At 65.6% G+C, this 21,984-nt stretch carries 18 protein-coding genes; 10 read left to right on the top strand and 8 right to left on the bottom strand.

Annotation, left to right across the window (positions count from 1 at the left end):
• Positions 1-54: 54 nt before the first annotated feature.
• From A5766_RS08265 to A5766_RS08245, 5 genes are all read right to left on the bottom strand, one after another.
• Complete coding sequence (locus A5766_RS08265; protein ID WP_064904236.1) at positions 55-1,032, bottom strand: VWA domain-containing protein; 978 nt, start codon at positions 1,030-1,032, stop codon at positions 55-57.
• An 8-nt stretch (positions 1,033-1,040) separates the two neighbouring features.
• Complete coding sequence (locus tag A5766_RS08260) at positions 1,041-1,979, bottom strand: DUF58 domain-containing protein (RefSeq protein ID WP_005202831.1); 939 nt, start codon at positions 1,977-1,979, stop codon at positions 1,041-1,043.
• On the bottom strand, positions 1,969-3,210 hold the full coding sequence (locus tag A5766_RS08255) for an AAA family ATPase (protein WP_005202829.1): 1,242 nt from the start codon (positions 3,208-3,210) through the stop codon (positions 1,969-1,971). Before A5766_RS08255 ends, A5766_RS08260 begins: the two co-directional genes overlap by 11 nt.
• 165 nt (positions 3,211-3,375) lie before the next feature.
• Entirely contained in the window at positions 3,376-4,830 is a 1,455-nt protein-coding gene (locus A5766_RS08250; RefSeq protein WP_269446999.1) for an NlpC/P60 family protein, read from the bottom strand.
• A 476-nt stretch (positions 4,831-5,306) separates the two neighbouring features.
• On the bottom strand, positions 5,307-5,891 hold the full coding sequence (locus A5766_RS08245; RefSeq protein WP_005202823.1) for an Rv1476 family membrane protein: 585 nt from the start codon (positions 5,889-5,891) through the stop codon (positions 5,307-5,309).
• A 498-nt stretch (positions 5,892-6,389) separates the two neighbouring features.
• Between A5766_RS08245 and A5766_RS08235 the strand changes: the two genes are divergently transcribed.
• From A5766_RS08235 to A5766_RS08200, 7 genes are all read left to right on the top strand, one after another.
• Positions 6,390-9,224, top strand: a complete 2,835-nt coding sequence (locus A5766_RS08235) for an aconitate hydratase (protein ID WP_005202821.1) — start codon at positions 6,390-6,392, stop codon at positions 9,222-9,224.
• A 13-nt stretch (positions 9,225-9,237) separates the two neighbouring features.
• Positions 9,238-9,816 carry a TetR/AcrR family transcriptional regulator gene (locus tag A5766_RS08230; protein ID WP_005202820.1) on the top strand — a complete coding sequence of 193 codons (579 nt, stop codon included), beginning with the start codon at positions 9,238-9,240 and terminating at the stop codon, positions 9,814-9,816.
• Positions 9,817-9,936: 120 nt separating this feature from the next.
• A complete protein-coding gene (locus A5766_RS08225) occupies positions 9,937-11,481 on the top strand; it encodes an acyl-CoA synthetase (RefSeq protein ID WP_064904234.1) in 1,545 nt (514 codons plus the stop codon).
• A gap of 430 nt (positions 11,482-11,911) precedes the next feature.
• The gene (locus tag A5766_RS08215) at positions 11,912-12,247 is read left to right on the top strand and encodes a hypothetical protein (RefSeq protein WP_039854492.1); all 336 of its coding nucleotides are present in this window, start codon (positions 11,912-11,914) and stop codon (positions 12,245-12,247) included.
• 132 nt (positions 12,248-12,379) lie between these two features.
• Positions 12,380-13,330, top strand: a complete 951-nt coding sequence (locus A5766_RS24960; protein ID WP_231894582.1) for an MSCRAMM family protein — start codon at positions 12,380-12,382, stop codon at positions 13,328-13,330.
• Entirely contained in the window at positions 13,327-13,923 is a 597-nt protein-coding gene (locus tag A5766_RS08205) for a class F sortase (RefSeq protein ID WP_005202809.1), read from the top strand. Before A5766_RS24960 ends, A5766_RS08205 begins: the two co-directional genes overlap by 4 nt.
• Positions 13,905-14,459 carry an MSCRAMM family protein gene (locus A5766_RS08200; protein ID WP_231894581.1) on the top strand — a complete coding sequence of 185 codons (555 nt, stop codon included), beginning with the start codon at positions 13,905-13,907 and terminating at the stop codon, positions 14,457-14,459. Before A5766_RS08205 ends, A5766_RS08200 begins: the two co-directional genes overlap by 19 nt.
• Before the next feature lie 17 nt (positions 14,460-14,476).
• Here A5766_RS08200 and A5766_RS08195 read toward each other — a convergent pair whose 3' ends face one another.
• Both A5766_RS08195 and A5766_RS08190 read right to left on the bottom strand, forming a co-directional pair.
• A complete protein-coding gene (locus tag A5766_RS08195) occupies positions 14,477-16,237 on the bottom strand; it encodes a CocE/NonD family hydrolase (protein ID WP_005202806.1) in 1,761 nt (586 codons plus the stop codon).
• Between the two features lie 239 nt (positions 16,238-16,476).
• The gene (locus A5766_RS08190; RefSeq protein WP_005202799.1) at positions 16,477-18,105 is read right to left on the bottom strand and encodes an ABC-F family ATP-binding cassette domain-containing protein; all 1,629 of its coding nucleotides are present in this window, start codon (positions 18,103-18,105) and stop codon (positions 16,477-16,479) included.
• 116 nt (positions 18,106-18,221) lie between these two features.
• Here A5766_RS08190 and A5766_RS08185 point away from each other — a divergent pair, with 116 nt between their 5' ends.
• Both A5766_RS08185 and A5766_RS08180 read left to right on the top strand, forming a co-directional pair.
• On the top strand, positions 18,222-18,998 hold the full coding sequence (locus A5766_RS08185; protein WP_064864469.1) for an SDR family oxidoreductase: 777 nt from the start codon (positions 18,222-18,224) through the stop codon (positions 18,996-18,998).
• Positions 18,995-20,131 (top strand): lycopene cyclase family protein, encoded by a 1,137-nt coding sequence (locus tag A5766_RS08180; protein ID WP_141630785.1) that lies wholly within the window; start codon positions 18,995-18,997, stop codon positions 20,129-20,131. Before A5766_RS08185 ends, A5766_RS08180 begins: the two co-directional genes overlap by 4 nt.
• A 4-nt stretch (positions 20,132-20,135) precedes the next feature.
• On the opposite strand, the gene A5766_RS08175 is transcribed toward A5766_RS08180, so the two are convergent.
• Positions 20,136-20,738: a TetR/AcrR family transcriptional regulator gene (locus A5766_RS08175; protein ID WP_005202793.1), complete on the bottom strand. Its 603-nt coding sequence runs from the start codon at positions 20,736-20,738 to the stop codon at positions 20,136-20,138.
• Between the two features lie 93 nt (positions 20,739-20,831).
• Between A5766_RS08175 and A5766_RS08170 the strand changes: the two genes are divergently transcribed.
• On the top strand, positions 20,832-21,983 hold the full coding sequence (locus A5766_RS08170) for an FAD-dependent monooxygenase (RefSeq protein ID WP_005202792.1): 1,152 nt from the start codon (positions 20,832-20,834) through the stop codon (positions 21,981-21,983).
• Position 21,984: the final 1 nt, after the last annotated feature.

Below are 21,984 nucleotides of genomic sequence, written 5' to 3'. Positions count from 1 at the left end.
CGTTGCGGGTACGTGTGCCGTCGGCAGGGTCGATGCCGGGATGCTCGGCGCCGATCAGGGTAATCGCTGGTTGATGAGCATCGCCCCACCCGCGGCGAGGATGACGAAAATCGTGCCGGCGAGCAGCCAGGGCCACGAATCGTCACCCTTGCGGTACTCGTAGCCGATCTCCTCCTGCAGGGTGCTGTAGACCTTGTTCAGCTCATCGAGACTCGACGCCGTGAAGAACCGGCCACCGCTGAGGTTGGCGATCTTGCGCAGCGACTCGTCGTCGACGGGAACCGGAACCTGATCGCCCTCGAGATCGACGGTTCCTGTCGAGGTACCGAACGAGATCGTGGACACCGGGATCTTCTCCTCTTTCGCCTTGCGGGCGGCGGTGAAGGCTCCGCGCGGATCGTCCGGGTCGTCTGGCACGGTCTCTTTACCGTCGGAGAGCAGCACGATGCGCGCGGGTGGCGCGCCCTCGTCTCCGCCGAGCACCGCGTTGAGCGTCTGGATCTGCTGCAGAGCGGCGAAGATTCCCTCACCGGTCGCCGTCTTGTCGGCGAGCTGCAACTTGTCGACCGCCTGCTTGGTGGCATCGTGGTTGGGCGTCGGGGTCACCAGGGTCGACGCCGTACCCGCGAAGGAGATCAGTCCGAGGTTGATGCCGTCGGTGAGGTTGTCGGCAAACTGTTTCGCCGCCGCCTGTGCCGCCTTGATTCTCGACGGTGCGACGTCGGTGGAGTTCATCGAGCGCGACACGTCCATCACCAGGATCACCGTCGCCTTGTTCCGCGGGATCTTGCGGTTGGCCTGCGGTCCGGCGACTGCGACGACGAGCAGCACCAACGCCAGGAGCAGCGCGACCATAGGTGCGTGGCGCAGCCAACGCTTCCACCGCGGCTCTGCGGGCACGATGCGGTCGAGCATCTCGGTGTTGGCGAACTGCAACGCCCGCTGACGCCGCATGCGGAGCATGTACCAGTAGCCTGCGCCGAGAGCGGCGACGAGGACGAGCGCGAGCAACCACCAGGGGTGCGAGAACACTGTCGTCCTCACCCCACCCCGGCGGCGAGTCCGCGGCGACGACGCCCCACGAACTTGACCATGTCGTTGATCCAGTCCCGATCGGTACGCAGCGACAACACGGGTCCGCCACAGCCACGGATGGTGCGATGCACCTTCTGCTGGTGAGCTCGGGCGGCGTCGGCGAAGTCGCGTCGCAGCGACTCGGTGATCGTGACCTGTCTGATCTCGCCGGACTCGGCGTCGGCGAGTGTGACGTCACCGATGGGTGGCAACTCGAGATCGCGGGGATCGAGGACCTCGATCGCCAGGAGTTCGTGATGCGCGCCGATGGCGCGCAACGAACGTTCCCAGTCGATCGGACCGAGGAAGTCGCTGATCACGACCGCAAGGCCACGGCGGCGCTGCGGTCGACGCAACGCTTCGAGCCCGGCCTTCAGATCGCCACGCACGCCGGGTGCTGCGCGACGGGTGGTCGCGATCGTCTTCAGCAGGCTCAGATCGTGGGCACGCCCGGCGTGGGCGGGTACGCGGACGATCTTGTCGCCGGTACAGACCACCGCCCCGTGGCGATTACCGCCACCCGAGGTGAGATGCACGATGGCCGACGACGCCGCCACCGCGAGTTCTCGTTTCGTGTGGGCGACGGTGCCGAAGTCGAGGCTCGCGGATGCGTCGACGACGAGCCAGGTCTCCAGCTCACGGTCGGCGATCATCTGACGGACGTGAGGTTGGGTCGTGCGCGCGGTGACCGACCACTCCATCCGCCGGATGTCGTCGCCGGGCTGGTAGGGCCGTGCTTCTCCGGGTTCGGAGCCCGGTCCCGGAATCAGTCCCTGGTGTTCGCCCTGCAGCACGCCGTCGAGCTTGCGGCGCACCGTCAGTTCGAGCGACTTCAGCGCTGCCGAGAGCTGAGGTTCGTCGAGCAGGCCTGATTCGAGCGATGGCAGTGTGCTGTTAGCCGCCATACCGCGCTGACGTCTGGTTGGCCGGTCCCGCCGGGTAGCGGCCCTGCGCCCCGTTCACCGGCTGTACCTGTTGCGGCTGCTGCGGGTTCTGACCGGGTGCACCGTTCACGCCCGGGGCCTGGGGCCCTGCGGGCTGACCCGGCATCGGCTGACCGGGCACTGCCTGGACCGGCGGCCCCTGCTGCTGCACCGGCTGGGTACCCACCTGCGGCAGTCCGATGGTCTGCAGGATGCGGTTGATGATCTGATCGGCGGTGACCTCGTCGGCGAGAGCGTCGTAGCTCAGCACCAGACGGTGACGCAGGACGTCGGGGATCAGCTCGACAATGTCGGCGGGGATCACGTAGTCACGGCCGCGGACCAGTGCCAGCGCGCGCGCAGCTGCGACGATGCCGAGCGTCGCGCGCGGCGAGGCTCCGTAGGACAACCAGGAGTCGACATCGTGGAGGCCGAGCTCAGCGGGACGTCGGGTCGCGTTGATGACACGGACGACGTAGTCGACGAGCGCGTGGTGGACGAACACGTTGGCCGCGGTCTCCTGCAGCCGGATCGTCGTCTCCGGATCGAGGATCTGCGACGCACTCGGTGGGACATTGCCCATCCGGTAGACGATCTCGCGCTCCTCCTCGACCGACGGGTAGTCGACGAGGATCTTGAACAGGAAGCGATCGCGCTGCGCCTCCGGCAGCGGATAGACGCCCTCGTTCTCGATGGGGTTCTGCGTCGCCATGACGAGGAACGGACTCGGCATCGGGTAGGTGGTGCCACCGATCGAGACGTGCCGCTCGGCCATGACCTCGAGGAGCGCCGACTGGACCTTTGCAGGCGCGCGGTTGATCTCGTCGGCGAGGAGGAAGTTCGCGACGACGGGGCCGAGCTCGGTGTCGAACTCTTCGCGACCCTGCCGATAGATGCGGGTTCCCAGGAGGTCGGTGGGCACGAGATCCGGCGTGAACTGAACTCGGGAGAAGCTGCCGCCGATGACCTTGGCGAACGTCTCGACCGCGAGCGTCTTGGCGACACCGGGGACACCCTCGAGAAGGATGTGCCCGCGAGCCAGCAGTCCGACGAGGATGCGCTCGACGAGCTGATCCTGGCCGACGATCACACGCTTGACCTCATAGATCGCGCGTTCCACGAGCTTCACGTCGTCGTCGCTGAGCGTCACCGCTCCCCCGGCTGAGTTCGACGCAGCCTGCGCCTGCTCAGTGTTCGGATGCGAAGAGGTCAACCCGTACTCCTAAGGTTCGTCCGGATCCCGGCCCGGCCGGGTTATGTCCGCGCAGAATCGGTTGCCGACATGATTGCAAGCCAGCGTAGCCGTGCGTCCTGAAAACGCGCCAAGAAGGTCGTTCGGATGGCGTGGCACACCGTTGTCAGCTCAGTACCGGGACGGTCAGAGCAGCCGCACCACGTTGGGCATCGCACCAGCCGTGCGCAGCGGAGACACCTTCACGACGTCGCCGGACTGCGGCGCCTCGACCATCTTGTTGTCGCCGAGGTAGAGCGCGACGTGCTCACTCGCATTGGGTCCGTAGAAGATCATGTCGCCACGCTGCATCTGCGCCAGCGGCACCTGGGGACCCGATGTGTACTGGTAGCCCGTGTAGTGCGGGAGCTGGATGCCGACGCCGCCGAACGCGTACATCATGAGACCCGAGCAATCGAAGCCGACCTTGTTGTAGTCGCCGTAACTGTCGGCGACACCGCCGTCGCGAATACCGAGGGTGGGGCCGTTGGCGTCGCCGCCACCCCACGCATAGGGCACGTTGAGCTGCGAGAGCGCACGGTTCACGACGATCTCCACGGCCTGCGGGCCACGCAGGCCCGGACGTACCGGCCCGCCGCCGCCACCCGACGAACTGCCGAACAAAGTGCCGAGGCTGCCGGAACCGAGCCTGCTGGCGATGCTGTCCGCACCGGACGATCCCAGCGAGGCTCCCCCGAGTCCGAGTTCATCCAAGAGCTCCGAGTGCGGGATCTGCGCCTGACCGACCATCGCCGCGAGCGCCTTCTGTCCCAGGTCTCCCGCGAGTCGAGCGGCGGCCTCCGCGGCTACCTGCAGTGCCTGGTTGTCACTCGTCCCGTCGACCTGAGTTGCGCCGGGCGCGCTCGGACGAGGTCCCGGCAGTCCCGGGATTCCGGGGAAAAGCCCCGACAACAGATCGGTCGGCGCGGGAGCGTCTACCTTCTTGGGCGTCGTGACCGTGCCGCGCAGCTTGTCGAGCTGCTGCTGGACCGTATCGCGTTGCGCCACGAGCGAGTTGCGACGCTGCTGCTCGTCGACCATCGCCGACCGCGCTTCGCGTACCGCGGCGAGCGCGTCGTTCTTGCGTTGCTCCGCGCCGGACGTGGCAAGCGCTGCCTGACGTTTGAGAGCCTGCAGCGCAGAGACCCTGTTGGCCTGTTGGTTGCGGGCCACCTGCAGACGACGGATCGTGTCCTGCTGGTTGCGGGCGACACGGTCGAGAGTCGACATCCGCTCGAGCACCCGATCGGGGTTATCCGAGGACACGTACTTGGTCATCGAGCTCGACGTGGTGCCGTTCCGATAGACGTCGCGGATCAGTGCGTCGAAGGACTTCTGCGCATCTTTGGCAGCACCGTTGGCCTTTGTGAGCGAGTTCTCGGCGCCGGACGCGGCCTGTGTGGCCAACTGCTGTGCGGCGATCGAGTTCTGGTAGTCGGCAAGCGACCTGTTGGCGTTCTCCTGGCGAACGGCCACCGCACCGTCGAGATCCTTGATGTTCTGGTTGGCCGTCGCGATCTGATTGATCAACGTCGACACCGCGCTCGTCGGCTTCTTCGGCGCGGTCGCGCCCGGGGCGGCCAGTGCCTGTCCCGCACCCATTCCGCTGAGCATCGCGACCGCAAGTACGGCCCCTAGACGTGCAAATCGCGGTGTGCCCCGCCTGGGGGTACCACGAGCCACACCGGTGGTCACTCGCCTCACGTGAAACTCCTCGCCCTCGCCGGCGATGTCATGCCTCAAGTCGCGCTGCCTCGAGTCGCACGCATCTCCATGTCCGAACACAGGGTGCACGTCTTCCCCAACCATCCAACGTGCATCACCTACCACATGTGGTGCATTGGATACCAACAGCAACACAAGTGACATGAGAACCGTACGTCACATCGGACACACGAGAAAACCGCTGCAACGAATTACATACAGGTGATTACCTGGGAAAATGCCGTGAACAGCCCAAAGGGCGAGATGACTCGCCAGGTATCGAATTGGCAACAGAGCGTCGAACGACGACGAGACCCGGTTGTGCCCTACGAGCGGGGGTCGGCGGTTGGCGACGTGAGATTTTCAGACGGGTGTCAATGAGTGGACGACGACGTCGCCGACGCCACGTCCTCGCCCGACGCAGATGCAGCCGATGGCGACGACTGTGTGACCGGTTGTGCGACCTCGCCGCGCCGTCGACGTGCACGTATGGTGCGCGCCCGCGCGAGTACGGCTCCGATGATCGTGACGACGATCAGCAGAATGGTGACGAGCGTCCAGTCGATCTGCGGTGACGTCAGTTCTTCGTACATCTGTGTGGCGGCGACGGACGGATTCTGCAGCGTCAGGTCGTCCATGGCCTGCTCCTGCACCACACGACTGAAGTCGGCCGAGGAGCTACCGACCGAGTTGGGGCCGATGACGAGGACGGTCCCGCCGACCTCGGACTGCAATTGGGTGGCGATGTCGCGGTAGTAGGTGAAGTTCGGCTGTGGCTCGGTCAGGACGACCACGTTGAGGTCGTGCCCGTCGGACTGTGCGCGGGCCACCAGGGCGCGAAGCGCGGGTTCCTGATCGGCGGGTGCGGCAACGTGGTCGGCGAGCAGTTCCTGCCGCAGGCCTGTCATGTCGACGTTCGCAGGGATGATCGCGGGGTAGCCCTGTGGACCTGGACTCATCAGCTGTACCCAACTTTCTGCTCTGCAGTAGAACCCCATACCCGGAAGGCATGCGCGCTGCCACGCCAATCCTGCCCAATGGCCGATCGCGGTCGGGGACCCACCCCCGCGTGTCACCTAAGAAGGTTTCGCAGCCATTAAATGTCGCCGACGCGCACACGACCGCGTGACCCTCGCCTCGTGGCATGCGCCAGAATGGAGGATGCTGGAGGTAGGCGGTAAGCGGGCGTGTCGCGTGTTGTAAACAGTACAGCCGTACTGTTAAGATGACATGGTGACCACGGCGGCCCCGTGGCCGCCCCGCGAGGGCAGGGAGGCATCGGTACCACCCACCGGCGCCACCGACAGCACTCGAACACCCGGCGCAGCCCGTCGGGTCACGGTCGGAGTCGACGAGCGGCGTTCGTCGACGAGCCGGCCACGCAGTCCACGTGCGCACACGTGAGACGTCGAACGACGCCGACGCAGCCCGTCGGCACGAGGAGAGTGGATTAAGTCGTGAGTATCAATTCCTTTGGCGCCCAAGGCACCCTCGAGGTGGGCGACAAGTCGTATGAGATCTACCGGCTGAGCGCTGTTGAGGGAACCCAGAAGCTTCCCTACGCACTCAAGGTCCTCGCCGAGAACCTGCTTCGCACCGAGGACGGCGCGAACGTCACCAAGGACCACATCAACGCCATCGCCAACTGGGATCCGTCGGCCGAGCCGAGCATCGAGATCCAGTTCACGCCCGCACGCGTCATCATGCAGGACTTCACCGGCGTCCCGTGTGTGGTCGACCTGACCACCATGCGCGACGCGGTCAAGGAACTCGGCGGCGACCCCGACAAGGTCAATCCGCTCGCTCCCGCCGAGATGGTCATCGACCACTCCGTCATCATCGAGGCGTTCGGCAACGCACAGGCCTTCGAGCGCAACGTCGAGATCGAGTACCAGCGCAACGAGGAGCGCTACAAGTTCCTTCGCTGGGGCCAGGGCGCATTCGACGACTTCCGCGTCGTGCCACCGGGCACCGGAATCGTCCACCAGGTCAACATCGAGCACCTCGCACGCTCGGTCATGGTCCGCCCGAACGCCGAGGGCACCGACGTCGCCTACCCCGACACCTGCATCGGCACCGACTCGCACACCACTATGCAGAACGGTCTCGGCGTGCTCGGCTGGGGCGTCGGCGGTATCGAGGCCGAGGCGGCAATGCTCGGACAGCCCGTCTCGATGTTGATCCCGCGCGTCGTCGGCTTCAAGCTGACGGGTGCGACCAAGCCCGGCGTCACCGCGACCGACGTCGTGCTGACCATCACCGACATGCTGCGCAAGCACGGCGTCGTCGGCAAGTTCGTCGAGTTCTACGGCAACGGTGTCGCCGAGGTCCCGCTGGCCAACCGCGCCACCATCGGCAACATGAGCCCCGAGTTCGGCTCGACCTGTGCGATCTTCCCGATCGACAGCGAGACCATCAACTACCTGAAGCTCACCGGCCGCAGCGCGGAGACGCTGGCCCTCGTCGAGGCATACGCCAAGGAACAGGGCATGTGGCTGGAGAAGGACGCCACCGAGCCGCAGTACTCCGAGTACATGGAGCTCGATCTCTCGACGGTCGTCCCGTCGATCGCCGGCCCGAAGCGTCCGCAGGACCGCATCGAGCTCTGGGACGCCAAGAACGCGTTCCGCAAGGACATCCACAACTACGTCGAAGAGGGCAACACCCCCGCCTACAACGGCGTCGACGAGTCGATCGCCGAGAGCTTCCCGGCGTCGGATGCGCCCGCACTCGACCCGAACGGCGCGAAGCTGTCGTTCGCCGACGACGACTACGAGCCCGCCCACAACGCGAGCAAGGGCGCAGAGGGACGGCCGTCGAAGCCGGTCAAGATCTCCTCGCCCGAACGCGGTGACATGATTCTCGACCACGGCATCGTCACCATCGCGTCGATCACGAGTTGCACCAACACCTCGAACCCGTCGGTCATGCTCGGCGCGGGTCTGCTCGCGAAGAAGGCTGTCGAGAAGGGCCTCACGCAGAAGCCGTGGGTGAAGACCTCGATGGCCCCCGGGTCACAGGTTGTCACCGGCTACTACGAGAAGGCCGGTCTGTGGCCGTACCTCGAGAAGCTGGGCTTCTACCTGGTCGGTTACGGCTGCACCACCTGCATCGGCAACTCGGGACCGCTGCCCGAGGAGATCTCGAAGGCGATCAACGACAACGATCTGACCGCCACCGCGGTGCTCTCGGGTAACCGCAACTTCGAGGGTCGTATCAACCCCGACGTGAAGATGAACTACCTCGCGTCGCCGCCGCTGGTCATCGCCTACGCACTCGCGGGCACGATGGACTTCGACTTCGAGAACGACCCGCTCGGCCAGGACCAGGACGGCAACGACGTCTTCCTGAAGGACATCTGGCCGTCGAACGAGGAGATCGCGCAGACCATCGCCAGCTCGATCAGCCCCGAGCAGTACGCGGCGGACTACGCCGACGTGTTCAAGGGTGACGAGCGGTGGCGGAGCCTGCCCACCCCCGAGGGCAAGACCTTCGACTGGGACGACGAATCGACCTACGTGCGCAAGCCTCCGTACTTCGAGGGCATGAAGCTCGAGGCGGACCCGGTCTCCGACATCAAGGGTGCCCGTGTACTCGCGAAGCTCGGCGACTCGGTCACGACCGACCACATCTCCCCCGCGTCGACGATCAAGCCCGGCACCCCTGCCGCGCAGTACCTCGACGCACACGGTGTGGCTCGCAAGGACTACAACTCGCTGGGTGCCCGCCGCGGTAACCACGAGGTGATGATCCGGTCGACCTTCGGCAACATCCGCCTGGCCAACCAGCTCGTCGACGTCACCGGCGGCTACACCCGCGACTTCACGCAGGAGGGCGCTCCGCAGTCGTTCATCTACGACGCCGCGCAGAACTACGCGAAGGAGGGCACCCCGCTGGTCGTGCTCGGCGGCAAGGAGTACGGCACCGGTAGCTCGCGTGACTGGGCCGCCAAGGGCACCAGCCTGCTGGGCGTCAAGGCCGTCATCACCGAGAGCTTCGAGCGCATCCACCGCTCGAACCTCATCGGCATGGGCGTCATCCCGCTGCAGTTCCCCGAGGGCGAGTCGCACAAGTCGCTGGGCCTCGACGGCACGGAGACCTTCGACATCACCGGCATCGAGGAGCTGAACAACGGCACCACGCCGAAGACGGTGCACGTCACCGCCACCAAGGAAGACGGCTCGAAGGTCGAGTTCGACGCCAAGGTGCGCATCGACACACCCGGTGAAGCCGACTACTACCGCAACGGCGGCATCCTGCAGTACGTGCTCCGCAACATGATCAAGAGCTGACAGGGCGATAGCAGTGCCCAAGGTCAGTGATGACCGCCTTGCCGCGCGTCGTCGGGAAATTCTCGACGGCGCGCGGCATTGCTTCGCCGAGTACGGCTACGACGGAGCAACGGTCAAACGCATCGAGGAGTCGACAGGACTCTCTCGCGGTGCGATCTTTCATCATTTCCGCGACAAGGAGGCGCTCTTCCTCGCCCTCGCGCGAGAAGACGCCGAGCGTATGGCCGACGTCGCGGCAGAGCAGGGTCTCGTTCAGGTCATGCGCGACATGCTCGCGCGCCCACAGGATTTCGATTGGTTGGGCACGCGGCTGGAAATCGCGCGGAAGCTCCGCACCGATCCGACGTTCCGGTCGGCCTGGCTGGAACGCTCGGCTGAGCTCGAGAAGGCCACTCTCGATCGACTCGAACGCGGCCGTGAGACCGGCCGACTGCGAGACGACGTCCCCACCGACGTTCTGCTCGACTACCTCGACCTCGTCCTCGACGGGCTGATCACGCGATTGGCATCGGGACGACCTACCGACGACCTGTCGGCCGTCCTCGACCTCGTGGAGGCGTCGGTGCGCTCGCGCGCCACGGCGGAGTCATGAGGTAGGCATCTGCCATTGTGGCAATCTCGGCCCACCGAACTATCGCTCGGTCTACGATCTCGCATGAGATGCCGATCACACTCGGCATCGTTCGCACCCCGCGTCATCGAGGAGATCGTCGTGTTCCCAGGAACCATCGCCGCAAGCACCCCTGACAAAGCCGCCGTCGTCGACGCCGCGACCGGAACCACCCTGACGTACCGCGAACTCGATGACAACTCCGCGCGGTTGGCGAACCATCTCGACGAACTCGGCCTACGCCCGGGCGACACCATCGCGATGGTGTCGCGCAACAACCTTCACATGTTCGAGGTGTATTGGGCAGCGCTGCGCAGTGGGCTCTACGTCACCGCGATCAATCACCACCTGACCGCTGACGAAACCAGCTACATCCTCACCGATAGCGCGGCGAAGGTACTGTTCGCCGATGCCGCTGTGGCAGAAGCGGTCTCGACGAGCGGCACCATCGAAGCACTTGCCGAGCCAGGTCATCGCATCGCCTGGGGTGGGGTTATCAACGGCTTCGATGACTACGACGACGTGCTTGCAGCAGCACCGGACACACCGCGCACCGACGAACCCCGAGGGACCGACATGCTCTATTCGTCGGGAACCACGGGACGCCCCAAGGGGATTCGCACACCACTACCGGACGGGTTGGTCGCGGAGATCCCCGATGCGTACACCGCAGTCTTCGGCCCGCTGTACGGATTCGACGCCGAGAGCGTCTACCTATCCCCTGCGCCGCTGTATCACGCTGCGCCACTGCGCTTTTGCAGCGTCACCAATTCTGTCGGGGGCACGGTGGTGTTCATGGACCACTCCGAGCCGGAGGAAGCGCTGAGACTCGTCGAGGAGTATCGCGCGACGCACAGCCAATGGGTGCCGACGATGTTCATCCGGATGCTCAAGCTGCCCACGGATATTCGCGACAAGTACGACGTGTCGAGCCTGAAGGTGGCGATCCACGCCGCAGCTCCGTGCCCCGCCGAGGTCAAGCGCGCAATGATCGAATGGTGGGGTCCGGTGATCCACGAATACTACGCATCGACCGAAGCCGCGGGCGCGACGTTCATCGGCCCCGAGGACGCGTTGACACATCCCGGTTCCGTCGGGCGAGCAGGTATGGGCGTGATCAGAATCTGCGACGACGCCGGCGACGAGGTGCCCGTCGGCGATGTCGGCCTCGTGTACTTCGAGCGCGAGACGCCTGCGTTCGAGTATCACAACGACCCGGGAAAGACAGCGTCGGCTTATCACCCACAGCACCCGACCTGGGCCACGACAGGCGACATGGGCTACGTCGACGACGAGGGATTTCTGTATCTCACCGACCGCAAGGCGTTCATGATCATCTCCGGTGGCGTCAACATCTATCCGCAAGAGGCGGAGAACGTTCTCATCAACCACCCGGCCGTCTACGACGTCGCAGTGATCGGTGTACCCGACGAGGATCTCGGCGAGGTCGCCAAGGCGCTCGTGCAACTCGATCCGGCCTACGAGGCCTCACAGGCGCTTGCCGACGACCTGCTCGACTTCGCGGGCGAATCGCTTGCACGGTACAAGGTTCCACGCTCGGTCGATTTCGTTGCAGATCTACCTCGCACACCCACGGGCAAGCTGGTGAAGGGTGAACTCACCAAGCGGTATGCGGCGTCGAGGTGAGCAGTGCTCACCGTCGAATACGTGAATGACACCGGGTAACGCGTCGATAACGGTTCTTCACGTGTGCTAACAATCCCCCTCCCGATTCGGACTCATCAGACATCGGGGGTCACACAGTGATCCGAACCGGGTCGGGGAGAACACGAGTCCGCTCATGCGTACCGTCACGTATTTCCGTTCATTCTCGAGTACGGTCGCCGTCGTCGCGGCGTGCCTGTCTCTCGGGGTGGGTGGTGCCCACGCCGACGTCGGCACGTCCGCGCCGTCGGTAACCACCCCATCCACCACAGCACCGACGACAACAACGCCGCCGACGACACCGCCAACAACAACACCGCCGACGACCACCCCACCTTCGTCCTCAACACCCCCGAGTACACCCGCGAGCACCGAAACCTCCGCGCCCACAAGCCCTGTCGCTTACGGGTCCGTGACGATCAACGCTGTGCTCGACGGCGCCCACGACGGGGTCAACGGTGTGTCGGTGCGTCTGGTCGCGGTCAATCCGTACGTCACGACCCTGCCCGCGACCGTGCAGTCCCCGACCGGGACGGTGAGTGTTCTTGTGCTGCAGGTGCCTGCGGGACTGACGCTCGTCGGGCCGTCGTCGTTCGATATCGCGCTCGAGCGCGGTCGGGACACGATCTACACGATTCACCTCACCGCAACGGGAACGTCGGGTCCGGGAACCGTGGCTCCCGGCCGTGATCCGGGCGCACGCACTCCGCTGAGCTCGATTCCCTCAGGGCCAGTCGACCGGCCCTGAGCCACACGTTCTCAGGCCGTACGACACATGAATGATTTCCGCCCTCCGCGGGCCCCTCGCGATAACGAATCGATTGGCCTACCCGACTTCACGGGTGTCGGGGCCGTCCACCCCACCGAAAGGCTCACTCCCATGTCGAATCGATCACCCAAGCACCACACCTGGTTCCGCACTCCGCGGACACGCACCGCAGCCCTCGCAACGGGGATGCTTCTCAGCCTTGCGATGGCTCCCGCGGTCGGCTGGGCGGATACCCCGTCAACGTCGTCGACCACCGTGGCACCCGCCACGACCGCTGACCAGCCGACGACGCAGGCGCCCCCAACCACGACACCCGCCACCACCGATCCGTCACTCCCGAGTTCGTCGGCACCGAGCACCTCCGCGCCCGGGCCGTCGACGACCGTCGAAGCGCCGACATCGACAACCCCGAGTTCTCCGACCACTCCTCCGGAGTCCGGGACCGCACATCTCTATGTCACATCGTTCATCCCATATCCCGGCGGGATCACGCCGGTGCAGGGCGCTCGGGTACGTCTCACCAACAACGAAACCGGCGCGGTGACGATGGTGACCGCCCCCGCCGATCTGACCCTGAACGTGGGAACCTACAGCTACGAGACGATCAGCTGGCCCGACGGGTTGAGGCTGATTTCGGGAAGCGGCACAGTCGAACTCGGACTGCTCGGCAACCACATCCAGATTTCCTTCGCACGCATCGACGACGGCGGAGATCGCACCGGAACCCTGCAGGTGGTCAAGGCCGACAGAGTCACCGGCGCCAAGCTGCCGGGGGCGAGCTTCATCGTGTCCACATGCTCCGGAGACGTGCTGGGGTGGGAAACCACCGGCGAAGGCGGCGTGGTCAACCGTGAGGTGGCACCGGGCTGCTACCGCGTCAAGGAGACGGCGGCACCGAAAGGCTATGTGTCCGAGGGCCGCTCGTACTCCGTCGACGTGTCCACCGACAAGGTGTCGACGGTGACGGTCTACAACACCCCCGTCGACCACGTGACCGACCGCAATCCGTCGGGCAGGACATCGCTGTCGTCGATTCCGTCGGGACCGGTGGATCGACCATGAAGACCACGCCGATACGCACACTGTTCTGCCTGCTGGCTCTGAGTCTGACGCTTCTCGTCGGCTGCTCGACACGCACGAGCGAATCGTCCGTGGCAACACCGTCTGCGCAGACCCAGCTACCCGCACCCGTTGCCGCACGCACCGACGAGCCGGCCGCACCGAAAAGTATTGAGGTCGGCGGTGATTCCGCTGTCACCGATGCGGTTGCGACGGATACGACCGGTGCGCTCCTGCCGCCACAGGACGTCCATCGTCTCGGCTGGTGGGTCGATTCGGCGTTACCCGGATCGGGCAAGGGCACAATCGTCGTGACCGGGCACGTCGACGAGGCCTCGCAGGGGCGTGGCTTCGCCGCCCGGTTCAGTTCTCTCGCACCGGGAACCGATGTCGCGGTCACCACAGCGAAGGGTGAGACCGTCCACTACCGGGTGCGTAACGTCCAGAAGGCCGATAAGGAGAAGGGCTTTCCCGCAGAGGAACTCAACCGCCTCGACGGTCCGGAAACCCTCGCCCTCGTCACGTGTGGCGGGGCGTTCGTCGGTCCCCCGCTCGGTTACGCCGACAACATCATCGCGTGGGCGACGCGAGCATGAACGGCCGATTCGTCCGTGTGACAACGACTCTCACGGTTGTCGGCGCAATGGCGCTCGCCGGAATCGTCGGAGCGTCGGCGGCCGCCTCGGCCACACCCGGTTCGGGAACGTTCACCGTGACGACGCGAGACCAGCAACCGAGTCGATCCATCGGAACCGGCGTCGAACGCAACGGCGGATTCGACGACGGGTCTGGCCAACTGCGGATCGCAGTGCGCGACCGCATCGACGGCCACCCGCTGCCGGGCGCGCGGTTCGCGATCACGACGTGCGCCGGGCAATCCCGTGGGTCAGGTGTCACCGATGCACAGGGACTGCTGATTCGTTCGCTGCCGACGGGCTGCTACCGCGCTCGCGAGGTAGCAGCTCCCAGCGGATACATCGCGAACGAGGCGTCGGGAACGATGCACGTCGAGTCCAATGCCACCGACCATCACGAGATTCTGGCCACTCCCGTCGGTCACGTCAGCACGCGGGACGTCGGCAAGCGCGTGCAGTTGTCGGGCATCGTGGCTGGACCGACGGAGCGGCCCTGATGCTGCCGAGGCCTCGCCTACTTGATCACCCACTGATCCGTCGGTGTGCCGGCGGGCAGCGTGTAGCGGCCCGCCCCGGCCAGGTAGTCGTCGAGGAACACCGATCGGCCACCCGCGGTTGGTGGCCACCTGTGGGCATCGATGGGCAGAGACAACGTTCCACCGGTCACCGTGACCGTCGCACTGCTGCCCGACGGCAGATAGAGCTCGGAGTTGGTGTTCACGATGCGGATGCCGAGTCGGTGCCCGGGCGCCAACACCCAGTCGTTGGGGAGCAACCGGAATGTCGTCGTCGCGGCGCCGCGTTCGAGAACCGATGCGGCACGGGTGATCCGAGTCGCCTGCCCGGATGGGGGGAGATCGTAGAGGTCGACAACCAGATGCGCGCCCGCCTGAGCAGTCGTTGTGCGCACCGACACCTGCGGCGCACCCGAGATGCGGACGGCCCTGCTGACCGGCGCGCTGACCCGCCACAGTCCCCGGTTGCGATCGAGTCCCGACGGCGCCGAGATCGCTGAAGCCTGGGTTCCGTATGAGCCGACTGCTGTGACGCCGTCACGATAGCTTCCGGTCGGAAGTGCGACCGTCTGCGTGGACGTCTGCATCGGCCACGACGGCTGCGCACGCCACGACCCGGTGTTGTCCTCCACGACGATGGACGGATCGCTTGCGACGTCAGTGCCCTTGAGATACCTGTCGTACCAGCGCATCACCTCGGCGAACCATCCGGGTCGCCCCATCGCCAGTCGCCCGTCGGCGGCGGTCTCGTTGCCGCGCACGTGGTCCCACATGCCCAGCCACGCCCTCGTCGGAGCCTTGCGCCCGGCGATCGTCTCGTACAACCCGTCGGGCCACGTGTTGTTCTCGATCAGGCCCTGGGTGAGAAACAGCGGCACCGGCGAGTCGTGGGCGGCCTCGGCGAAGCCCCGCTCCCGCCAGTACGACGAGTTGTGATCCGAATCGGCCATCTGCGCTGATGCGTTGCGCGACAAGCACTCCGGATGCTGGAGCTCATACAGCGAGGACTTCATGTAGCGCGCGTCGTCGCCGAACGGCACCCCCGACGCCGAGGCAATCTGGTCGTACCAGATCCCCATGTAGAGCGAGTTCAGGTAGCGCACACCGTTTTGATACAGGTAGCGATAGCCGTCGTACATCGGCTCTTGCGCGACCACCGCACGCAGCCCCTTCGGGGCCAGTGCCGTTCCCATAATCCCGGTGTTGCCATCGTAGGACTTGCCGTACATGCCCACAGCGCCGGTCGACCACGGCTGACTCGCTGCCCACTCCACCGCTGCGCGCACGTCGGCCTGCTCACCCGGCCCGTCATAATCCAGGCATCCCGTACTCCCTCCGAATCCTCGGAGGTCGACCATCACGTAGGTATACCCCTTGCGCATGAGGTCACCCTGGGTGACCAGATCGGAGAATCTGTCGTTCGGCTGTGCGGGCGGAAGGGGCTTATAGGTGAATCCGTCAAGCGCACCGGCGACGCCACCGGAGCCCGAATGATTGAAATACGGACTGACACTGAGGATTACGGGCGTCTTCGCGCTTGCGGACAGGTGCGCGGGCCGCAAGATGTCGGCGTGAAGGACGGTGCCGTCCTTCTCGGGGATGTAGGCCTGCGACCAATGCGCCCCCGGCGCCCAGGCGACATTCTCGGACTGCATTGGGGCCGCCTGGGCGGCTCCGGTCGGCACCACGAACCCTGCGGACACAGTCAGCGCGGCGATCGCCGCGACGAGCCACGAACGGCGACGATGCGCCGCCGTCACCGGACCTCCCCGAACCGTGCAGCGAGGAAAAGGATGAGCGATCGCAAAGGTTGCCGCACGGACGCAGTACTCCTAGGTGAGGTGGATGCCGGGCGCTCACATGAATGATTCGTGACGCTCAGACAAACCTCGCACGGCTAATGAAGATTGGCAGTGCGTCCACGCCGCTTGGGCAGCGATTCACCTCACAGCAGAGATGGGAGCGCAATCACGACGAGCAAGAGGAAGTGATCTGCGCGTCACGCGAGCTCGATGAGCTCCTGGTACTCGTCGCTCCAGTGGTCTTCGGTGCCGTCGGGCAGCAGAATCACGCGTTGCGGATCGAGCGCCGCCGCGGCACCGGGGTCGTGAGTAACGAGGACCACGGCGCCGGTGTAGCTGCGCAGGGCGTCGAGCACCTGCTCGCGCGAGATCGGGTCGAGGTTGTTGGTCGGCTCGTCGAGCAGCAGCACGTTGGCCGCCGACGACACGAGTCCTGCCAGCGACAGTCGCGTCTTCTCGCCACCGGACAGCGTGCCTGCGGGTTGGTCGAGCTGAGGTCCGGTGAACATGAAGGCACCGAGCAGGCTACGAAGATCCTGTTCGCCTGCGTCGGGCGCGGCGTGCCGAATGTTCTCCCACACCGTCGCCATGTCGTCGAGGGTGTCGTGCTCCTGCGCGAAGTAGCCGATCTTGAGTCCGTAGCCGGGCTCCAGCGAACCCGTATCCGACGCCTCGACACCGGCGAGCACCTTGAGCAGGGTGGTCTTACCCGCACCGTTGAGTCCGAGCACGACCACACGACTGCCCTTGTCGATCGCGAGGTCGACGCCGGTGAAGATCTCGAGCGAGCCGTAGGACTTGCTCAGTCCCGACGCCATCAGCGGAGTCTTGCCACACGCCGCAGGCTCCGGGAAGCGAATCCGGGCGGTGCGGTCGGCCACCTGCTCCTCGTCGAGGGAATCGATCATCCGATCGGCACGCTTGAGCATCTGTTGTGCCGCAGTGGCTTTCGTGGCCTTGGCGCCGAGCTTTGCAGCCTGTGCGCGCAGCGCGGACGCCTTCTTCTCCGCATTGGCGCGCTCACGCTTACGACGCTGCTCGTCGGTTGCGCGTGCGTCGAGGTAGCGCTTCCAGCCCATGTTGTAGACGTCGGCCTCGCCGCGGACGGCGTCGAGGAACCACACCTTGTTGACCACGTCGGCCAGCAGGTCGACGTCGTGGCTGATCACCACGAGTCCACCCTCGTGGTTCTGCAGGAAGCTGCGCAGCCAGGTGATCGAGTCGGCGTCGAGGTGGTTGGTCGGCTCGTCGAGGAGCAGCGTCGTCGCAGATTTGCCCGAACCGTCGGAGGCTGCGAACAGGATGCGGGCGAGCTCGATGCGACGGCGCTGTCCGCCCGAGAGCGTGCGCAGCGGCTGGCCGAGTACGCGATCGGGCAATCCGAGGCTGTTACAGATGCGCGCGGCCTCGGACTCGGCGACGTAGCCGCCGAGGTCGGAGAAGCGCTCTTCCAGACGCCCGTAGCGTGCGACAGCCTTGTCGCGCACCTTGTCGTCGGCGGCCTCGGCCATCAACGCCTGCTGCTTCTCCATCTGATGCATGATGTCGTCGAGGCCACGCGCCGACAGCACTCGATCGCGGGCGACGACGTCGAGGTCGCCTTCTTTGGGGTCCTGTGGCAGATAGCCGAGATCGCCGGTCCTGGTCACCGTCCCGGCGTAGGGTTCGGTCTCGCCCGCGAGAATGCGCAGCGAGGTCGTCTTACCTGCACCATTGCGGCCGACGAGGCCGATCCGGTCGCCGGGTTGAATACGCAGAGCTGAGCCGGGCGCCGACAGCAGGGTCCGAGCGCCCGCTCGAACTTCCAGGTCGGTCGCGGTGATCACGACGGTCCAGTCTACTGTGCGCCGGCCCGTGGTTTTTCCTCCCCGGGCGGCCGCGACTTCCTCACGTCGCTCGATACGGTGGCAGGGTGACCGAACGCACAGCTGAACCCACCGGAATGTTGCCGACACCCGATCTCACCGGGCGATCCGCACTCGTCACCGGCGCGAGCCGCGGCATTGGATTGGCCATCGCCACCGAACTCGCCCGTCGCGGCGCCACGGTGGTCATCACCGGCCGTAAACCCGAACCGCTGCAGCAGGCAGCCGAGTCGATCCGGACTGCGGTTGACGGGGCGAAGGTCGACATCTGTCCCGGCAACACCGGCGACGCCGCTCATCGGGCCGACGCCGTTGCGACCGTGGTGCGGCTCGGGGGCGGAATCGACATACTGGTCAACAACACGGGAATCAACCCGACGTATGGGCCGCTCGTCGACGCCGATCTCGACGCGGTACGCAAGATCTTCGACACGAACGTGGTCGCCGCCCTCGGGTTCGTGCAGGAGGCCTATCGGGCGGGCATGGCCGAATCAGGAGGAGCTGTGCTCAACATCGCCTCGGTCGCCGGAATCCGCTCCACCGGGGTCATCGCCGCCTACGGCGCGTCGAAAGCCGCGTTGATCCGCCTGACCGCGGAGCTCGCGTGGGAACTCGGACCCAAGCAGATCCGCGTCAACGCGATCGCGCCTGCCATCGTCAAGACGAAGTTCGCCGACGCACTCATCGCGGGCGACAACGAAGAGCGCGCGATTGCCGGCTATCCGCTGCGGCGACTCGGTAACCCGGAAGACATCGCGCAGGCTGCCGCCTTCCTCGTCAGCGACAACGCGTCGTGGATCACCGGTCAGACCTTGCAGGTCGACGGCGGACTGTTGGCCACCGGATCGATGTGACCGTGTCCCGTTCGGCGGTGGTCGTGGGTGGCGGTCCGGCGGGCAGAGGCCTGGCCCATCGCCTGCGCCACCACGGGGTGGATACCACTCTCGTCGATCCCCACCCGGACAGGGCGTGGCACGCCACCTATGCGGCATGGACCGACGAACTGCCGAACTGGTTGAGCGACAACGCCATAGCAGCGCAGACCGACGCCGTGCAGGTGTCTGCGCGGACCCGTCACCACATCGCGCGCGGATACACAGTTCTCGACAATGTCGCTCTCGCAACCGAATTGGACCTCGGCGGGATATCTCTCGTGACATCGGCAGCGACGTCGGTGTCCGCTGATCGGGTGGTGTGCGCTGACGGCTCGGTCGTGCAGGCCGATCAGATCATCGACTGTCGCGGTGCGCTGCCGCATGACGCCCCGTACCAAACCGCGTTCGGAATCGTCGTCGACGCGAAGGACGCGGCGGCGGTACTCGACGGCGCCGACACGCTACTGATGGAGTGGGCGAGTCCCCGCCGACTCGGTGCCGCAGGCTCACCACTTCCGTCGTTTCTCTACGCCGTGCCGCTCGCTGATGGGACTGTGCTGCTCGAAGAGACCTGTCTCGCAGGGCATCCCGCGCTGTCGATCCCAGAGCTCGAACATCGTCTCCGGGTGCGGTTGGGCGACCATGAGCCGACCGCGCTCCGCACCGAGGTGGTGAACTTCCCGCTCGTCGGCGCGTCGACGACGCCGTGGAGAGACTCGGTTTTCCGGTTCGGCGCGGCGGGCGGGATGAAGAATCCGACGACGGGCTACAGCGTCGCCACCTCGCTGGCCTGTGCCGACGACGTCGCGACCGCGATTGCGGACGGCGCCGACCCCGCAGCGGCCCTGTGGCCGACGTCGGCACGTTCGGTGCACGAACTCCGAATCCGCGGTCTGTCGGCGCTGCTGGATCTCTCGGCCGAGCAGACCCTCGACTTCTTCGACGCCTTCTTCACCATGCCGATCGACGCCCAACGCAGTTACCTCAGCGAGCGTGACAACCTCCCGGGCACACTCGAGGCGATGGGCCGCGTGGTGAAGGGCGTCGGTATGCGAACCGGGATGGCCATCGCGCGCGGTGCGGCGACCGGCCACAGCTGGTCCGACGTCTGAGCTGTCAGTCGAGCGGTGCCGTCAGGTACTGCTGAATCGTCGCTCCGACGCTGTTCACCAGGACCTGCGCGGGAATGTCTGTGGTCAGTGGAAGCTCGAGAACCTTGCGGCTCAACGCCAAACCGAGGACCTGACCGGCAATCAAACCCGTGCGTGTCGGCGCCTCGTCCTCATCGGAAACCACGGCAGTAACCATGGGCAGCATATGCGCCTCGACGATCTCCACCACCCGATCCCGCGCCACCGGGTCCGTCATTGCACTGCGGAGCAACACGCTGAGCAGATCGCTCGAAGCACCGTCGTCCCAGATGCGCAGGAAGTGTTCGACAACTGCTCGACCGCGTTGCTCTTCGGGCAACACCGATAGGTCCGGGACCTCGACGTCGACGGTGGTCGCGGCGGTGAACAGGCCCCGCTTGTCGCCGAAATAACGAATCACCATGGACGGGTCTATGTCTGCATCCTGCGCGATGGCCCGCACGGTGGCACCGGCAAATCCGCTGCGCGCGAAGTGTTCTTGTGCCGAGGCGAGAATCGCGGCACGGGAGCGCTGCGCTCGCTCCTTCTTGGTCGGCCGCTCCCTGTTGGTCGCCGTCGGGGGTTGCATGATCCCCAGTCTAGCGAGTTATGATCAACACGTGTTGGCCAACAGGTGTTGACCAGCTCTCGCACAGATCCTCACACCATCAAGGAGAAGGTCATGTTGCCCGAGAACATCGACGTGCTGATCGTGGGCGGAGGCCCGACCGGACTTGTCGCCTCGACAGTCCTGACACGCGCGGGACGCGACGTACTCACCCTCGACGAACAACCCGAAGGGCACAACGCCTCCCGGGCCGCGGCCATTCAGGCACGGACAATGGAGATCCTGCAGGAGCTCGGCGTCGCCGACACTCTCGTGGACGAGGGCGTCGTGGTCCCCTACTTCACGTTCCGCAACCGCGAGAAGCTGCTCAACGGACTGCGATTCGCCGATCTCGACACGCGGTATCCGCACGTGACCACGATCCAGCAGTGGCGGACCGAAGAAGTACTCACCGAGAACCTGCACCGACTCGGTGGTCACATCACCCGCGGATACAGGGTCACCGGACTCGACGAGACAGCGTCCGGCATCGACGTCCATGTCGATGGACCTGACGGCCTCGAGACCGTACGAGCCCGGTTCGTCGTCGGAGCCGACGGCACGCATTCGGTGGTCCGCGAATCGGCTGGCATCGAGTTCGTCGGAGGCGACTATCCACAGTCTTTCGTACTCGCCGACGCCGAGTTCGACGAGTGGCCGCTGCGCTTCGACGAGGTGCAGAACTTCTTCTCCCCCAACGGAATCGTCGTGAGTGGTCCTTTGCCCGAGGGCCGCCGTAGGGTGCTGTTCACGTGGCCGGAGGAGGTCGACGACGTCGACGTTGCCCTCGTGCAGAACGTGCTCGACACTCGCGGTCCACGGGGAGCGAGAGTCTCGCGCATCGCTTGGGGATCCCAATTCCACGTTCATCACCGCATCGCCGAGCACTTCCGGAAGGGCCACATCTTCCTCGCGGGTGACGCCGCACATGTGCACAGCCCTGCCGGCGGACAGGGCATGAACCTCGGCATCCAGGATGCCTACGAACTCGGCCTGGTGCTCGCGGCAGCGCTCTCGCCCACTCCCACAGTGCATCTCGACACGTACGAACACCGGAGGCGTCCGATCGCTGCGTCGACCGTGCTGCTGACCAACCTGATGACGACCGCATCGGTTGCCGAGAATCCGGTGGCGATGAAGATCCGAGACCTCGCCATGAATGCGATCGGGCATCTGCCACCCGCCCGAAAGCAGATGGCGTTGCACATGGCAGAGCTCGTGGCGTGAT

Origin of the sequence: Gordonia sp. 852002-51296_SCH5728562-b (genome assembly GCF_001665475.1) — a bacterium.
GTDB lineage: Bacteria > Actinomycetota > Actinomycetes > Mycobacteriales > Mycobacteriaceae > Gordonia > Gordonia sputi.
The sequence above is the reverse complement of the archived record's forward strand: the minus strand, read 5'-3'. Positions and strand labels throughout refer to the sequence as shown.

What these genes read in the sequence shown, in the direction of transcription:
- A5766_RS08260 (WP_005202831.1), bottom strand. Translation starts at nt 1,979, where the DNA reads ATGGCGGCTAACAGCACACTGCCATCGCTCGAATCAGGCCTGCTCGAC.
- A5766_RS08250 (WP_269446999.1), bottom strand. Translation starts at nt 4,830, where the DNA reads ATGGGTGCGGGACAGGCACTGGCCGCCCCGGGCGCGACCGCGCCGAAG.
- A5766_RS08245 (WP_005202823.1), bottom strand. Translation starts at nt 5,891, where the DNA reads ATGAGTCCAGGTCCACAGGGCTACCCCGCGATCATCCCTGCGAACGTC.
- A5766_RS24960 (WP_231894582.1), top strand. Translation starts at nt 12,380, where the DNA reads ATGTCGAATCGATCACCCAAGCACCACACCTGGTTCCGCACTCCGCGG.
- A5766_RS08205 (WP_005202809.1), top strand. Translation starts at nt 13,327, where the DNA reads ATGAAGACCACGCCGATACGCACACTGTTCTGCCTGCTGGCTCTGAGT.
- A5766_RS08185 (WP_064864469.1), top strand. Translation starts at nt 18,222, where the DNA reads ATGTTGCCGACACCCGATCTCACCGGGCGATCCGCACTCGTCACCGGC.
- A5766_RS08175 (WP_005202793.1), bottom strand. Translation starts at nt 20,738, where the DNA reads ATGCAACCCCCGACGGCGACCAACAGGGAGCGGCCGACCAAGAAGGAG.
- A5766_RS08170 (WP_005202792.1), top strand. Translation starts at nt 20,832, where the DNA reads ATGTTGCCCGAGAACATCGACGTGCTGATCGTGGGCGGAGGCCCGACC.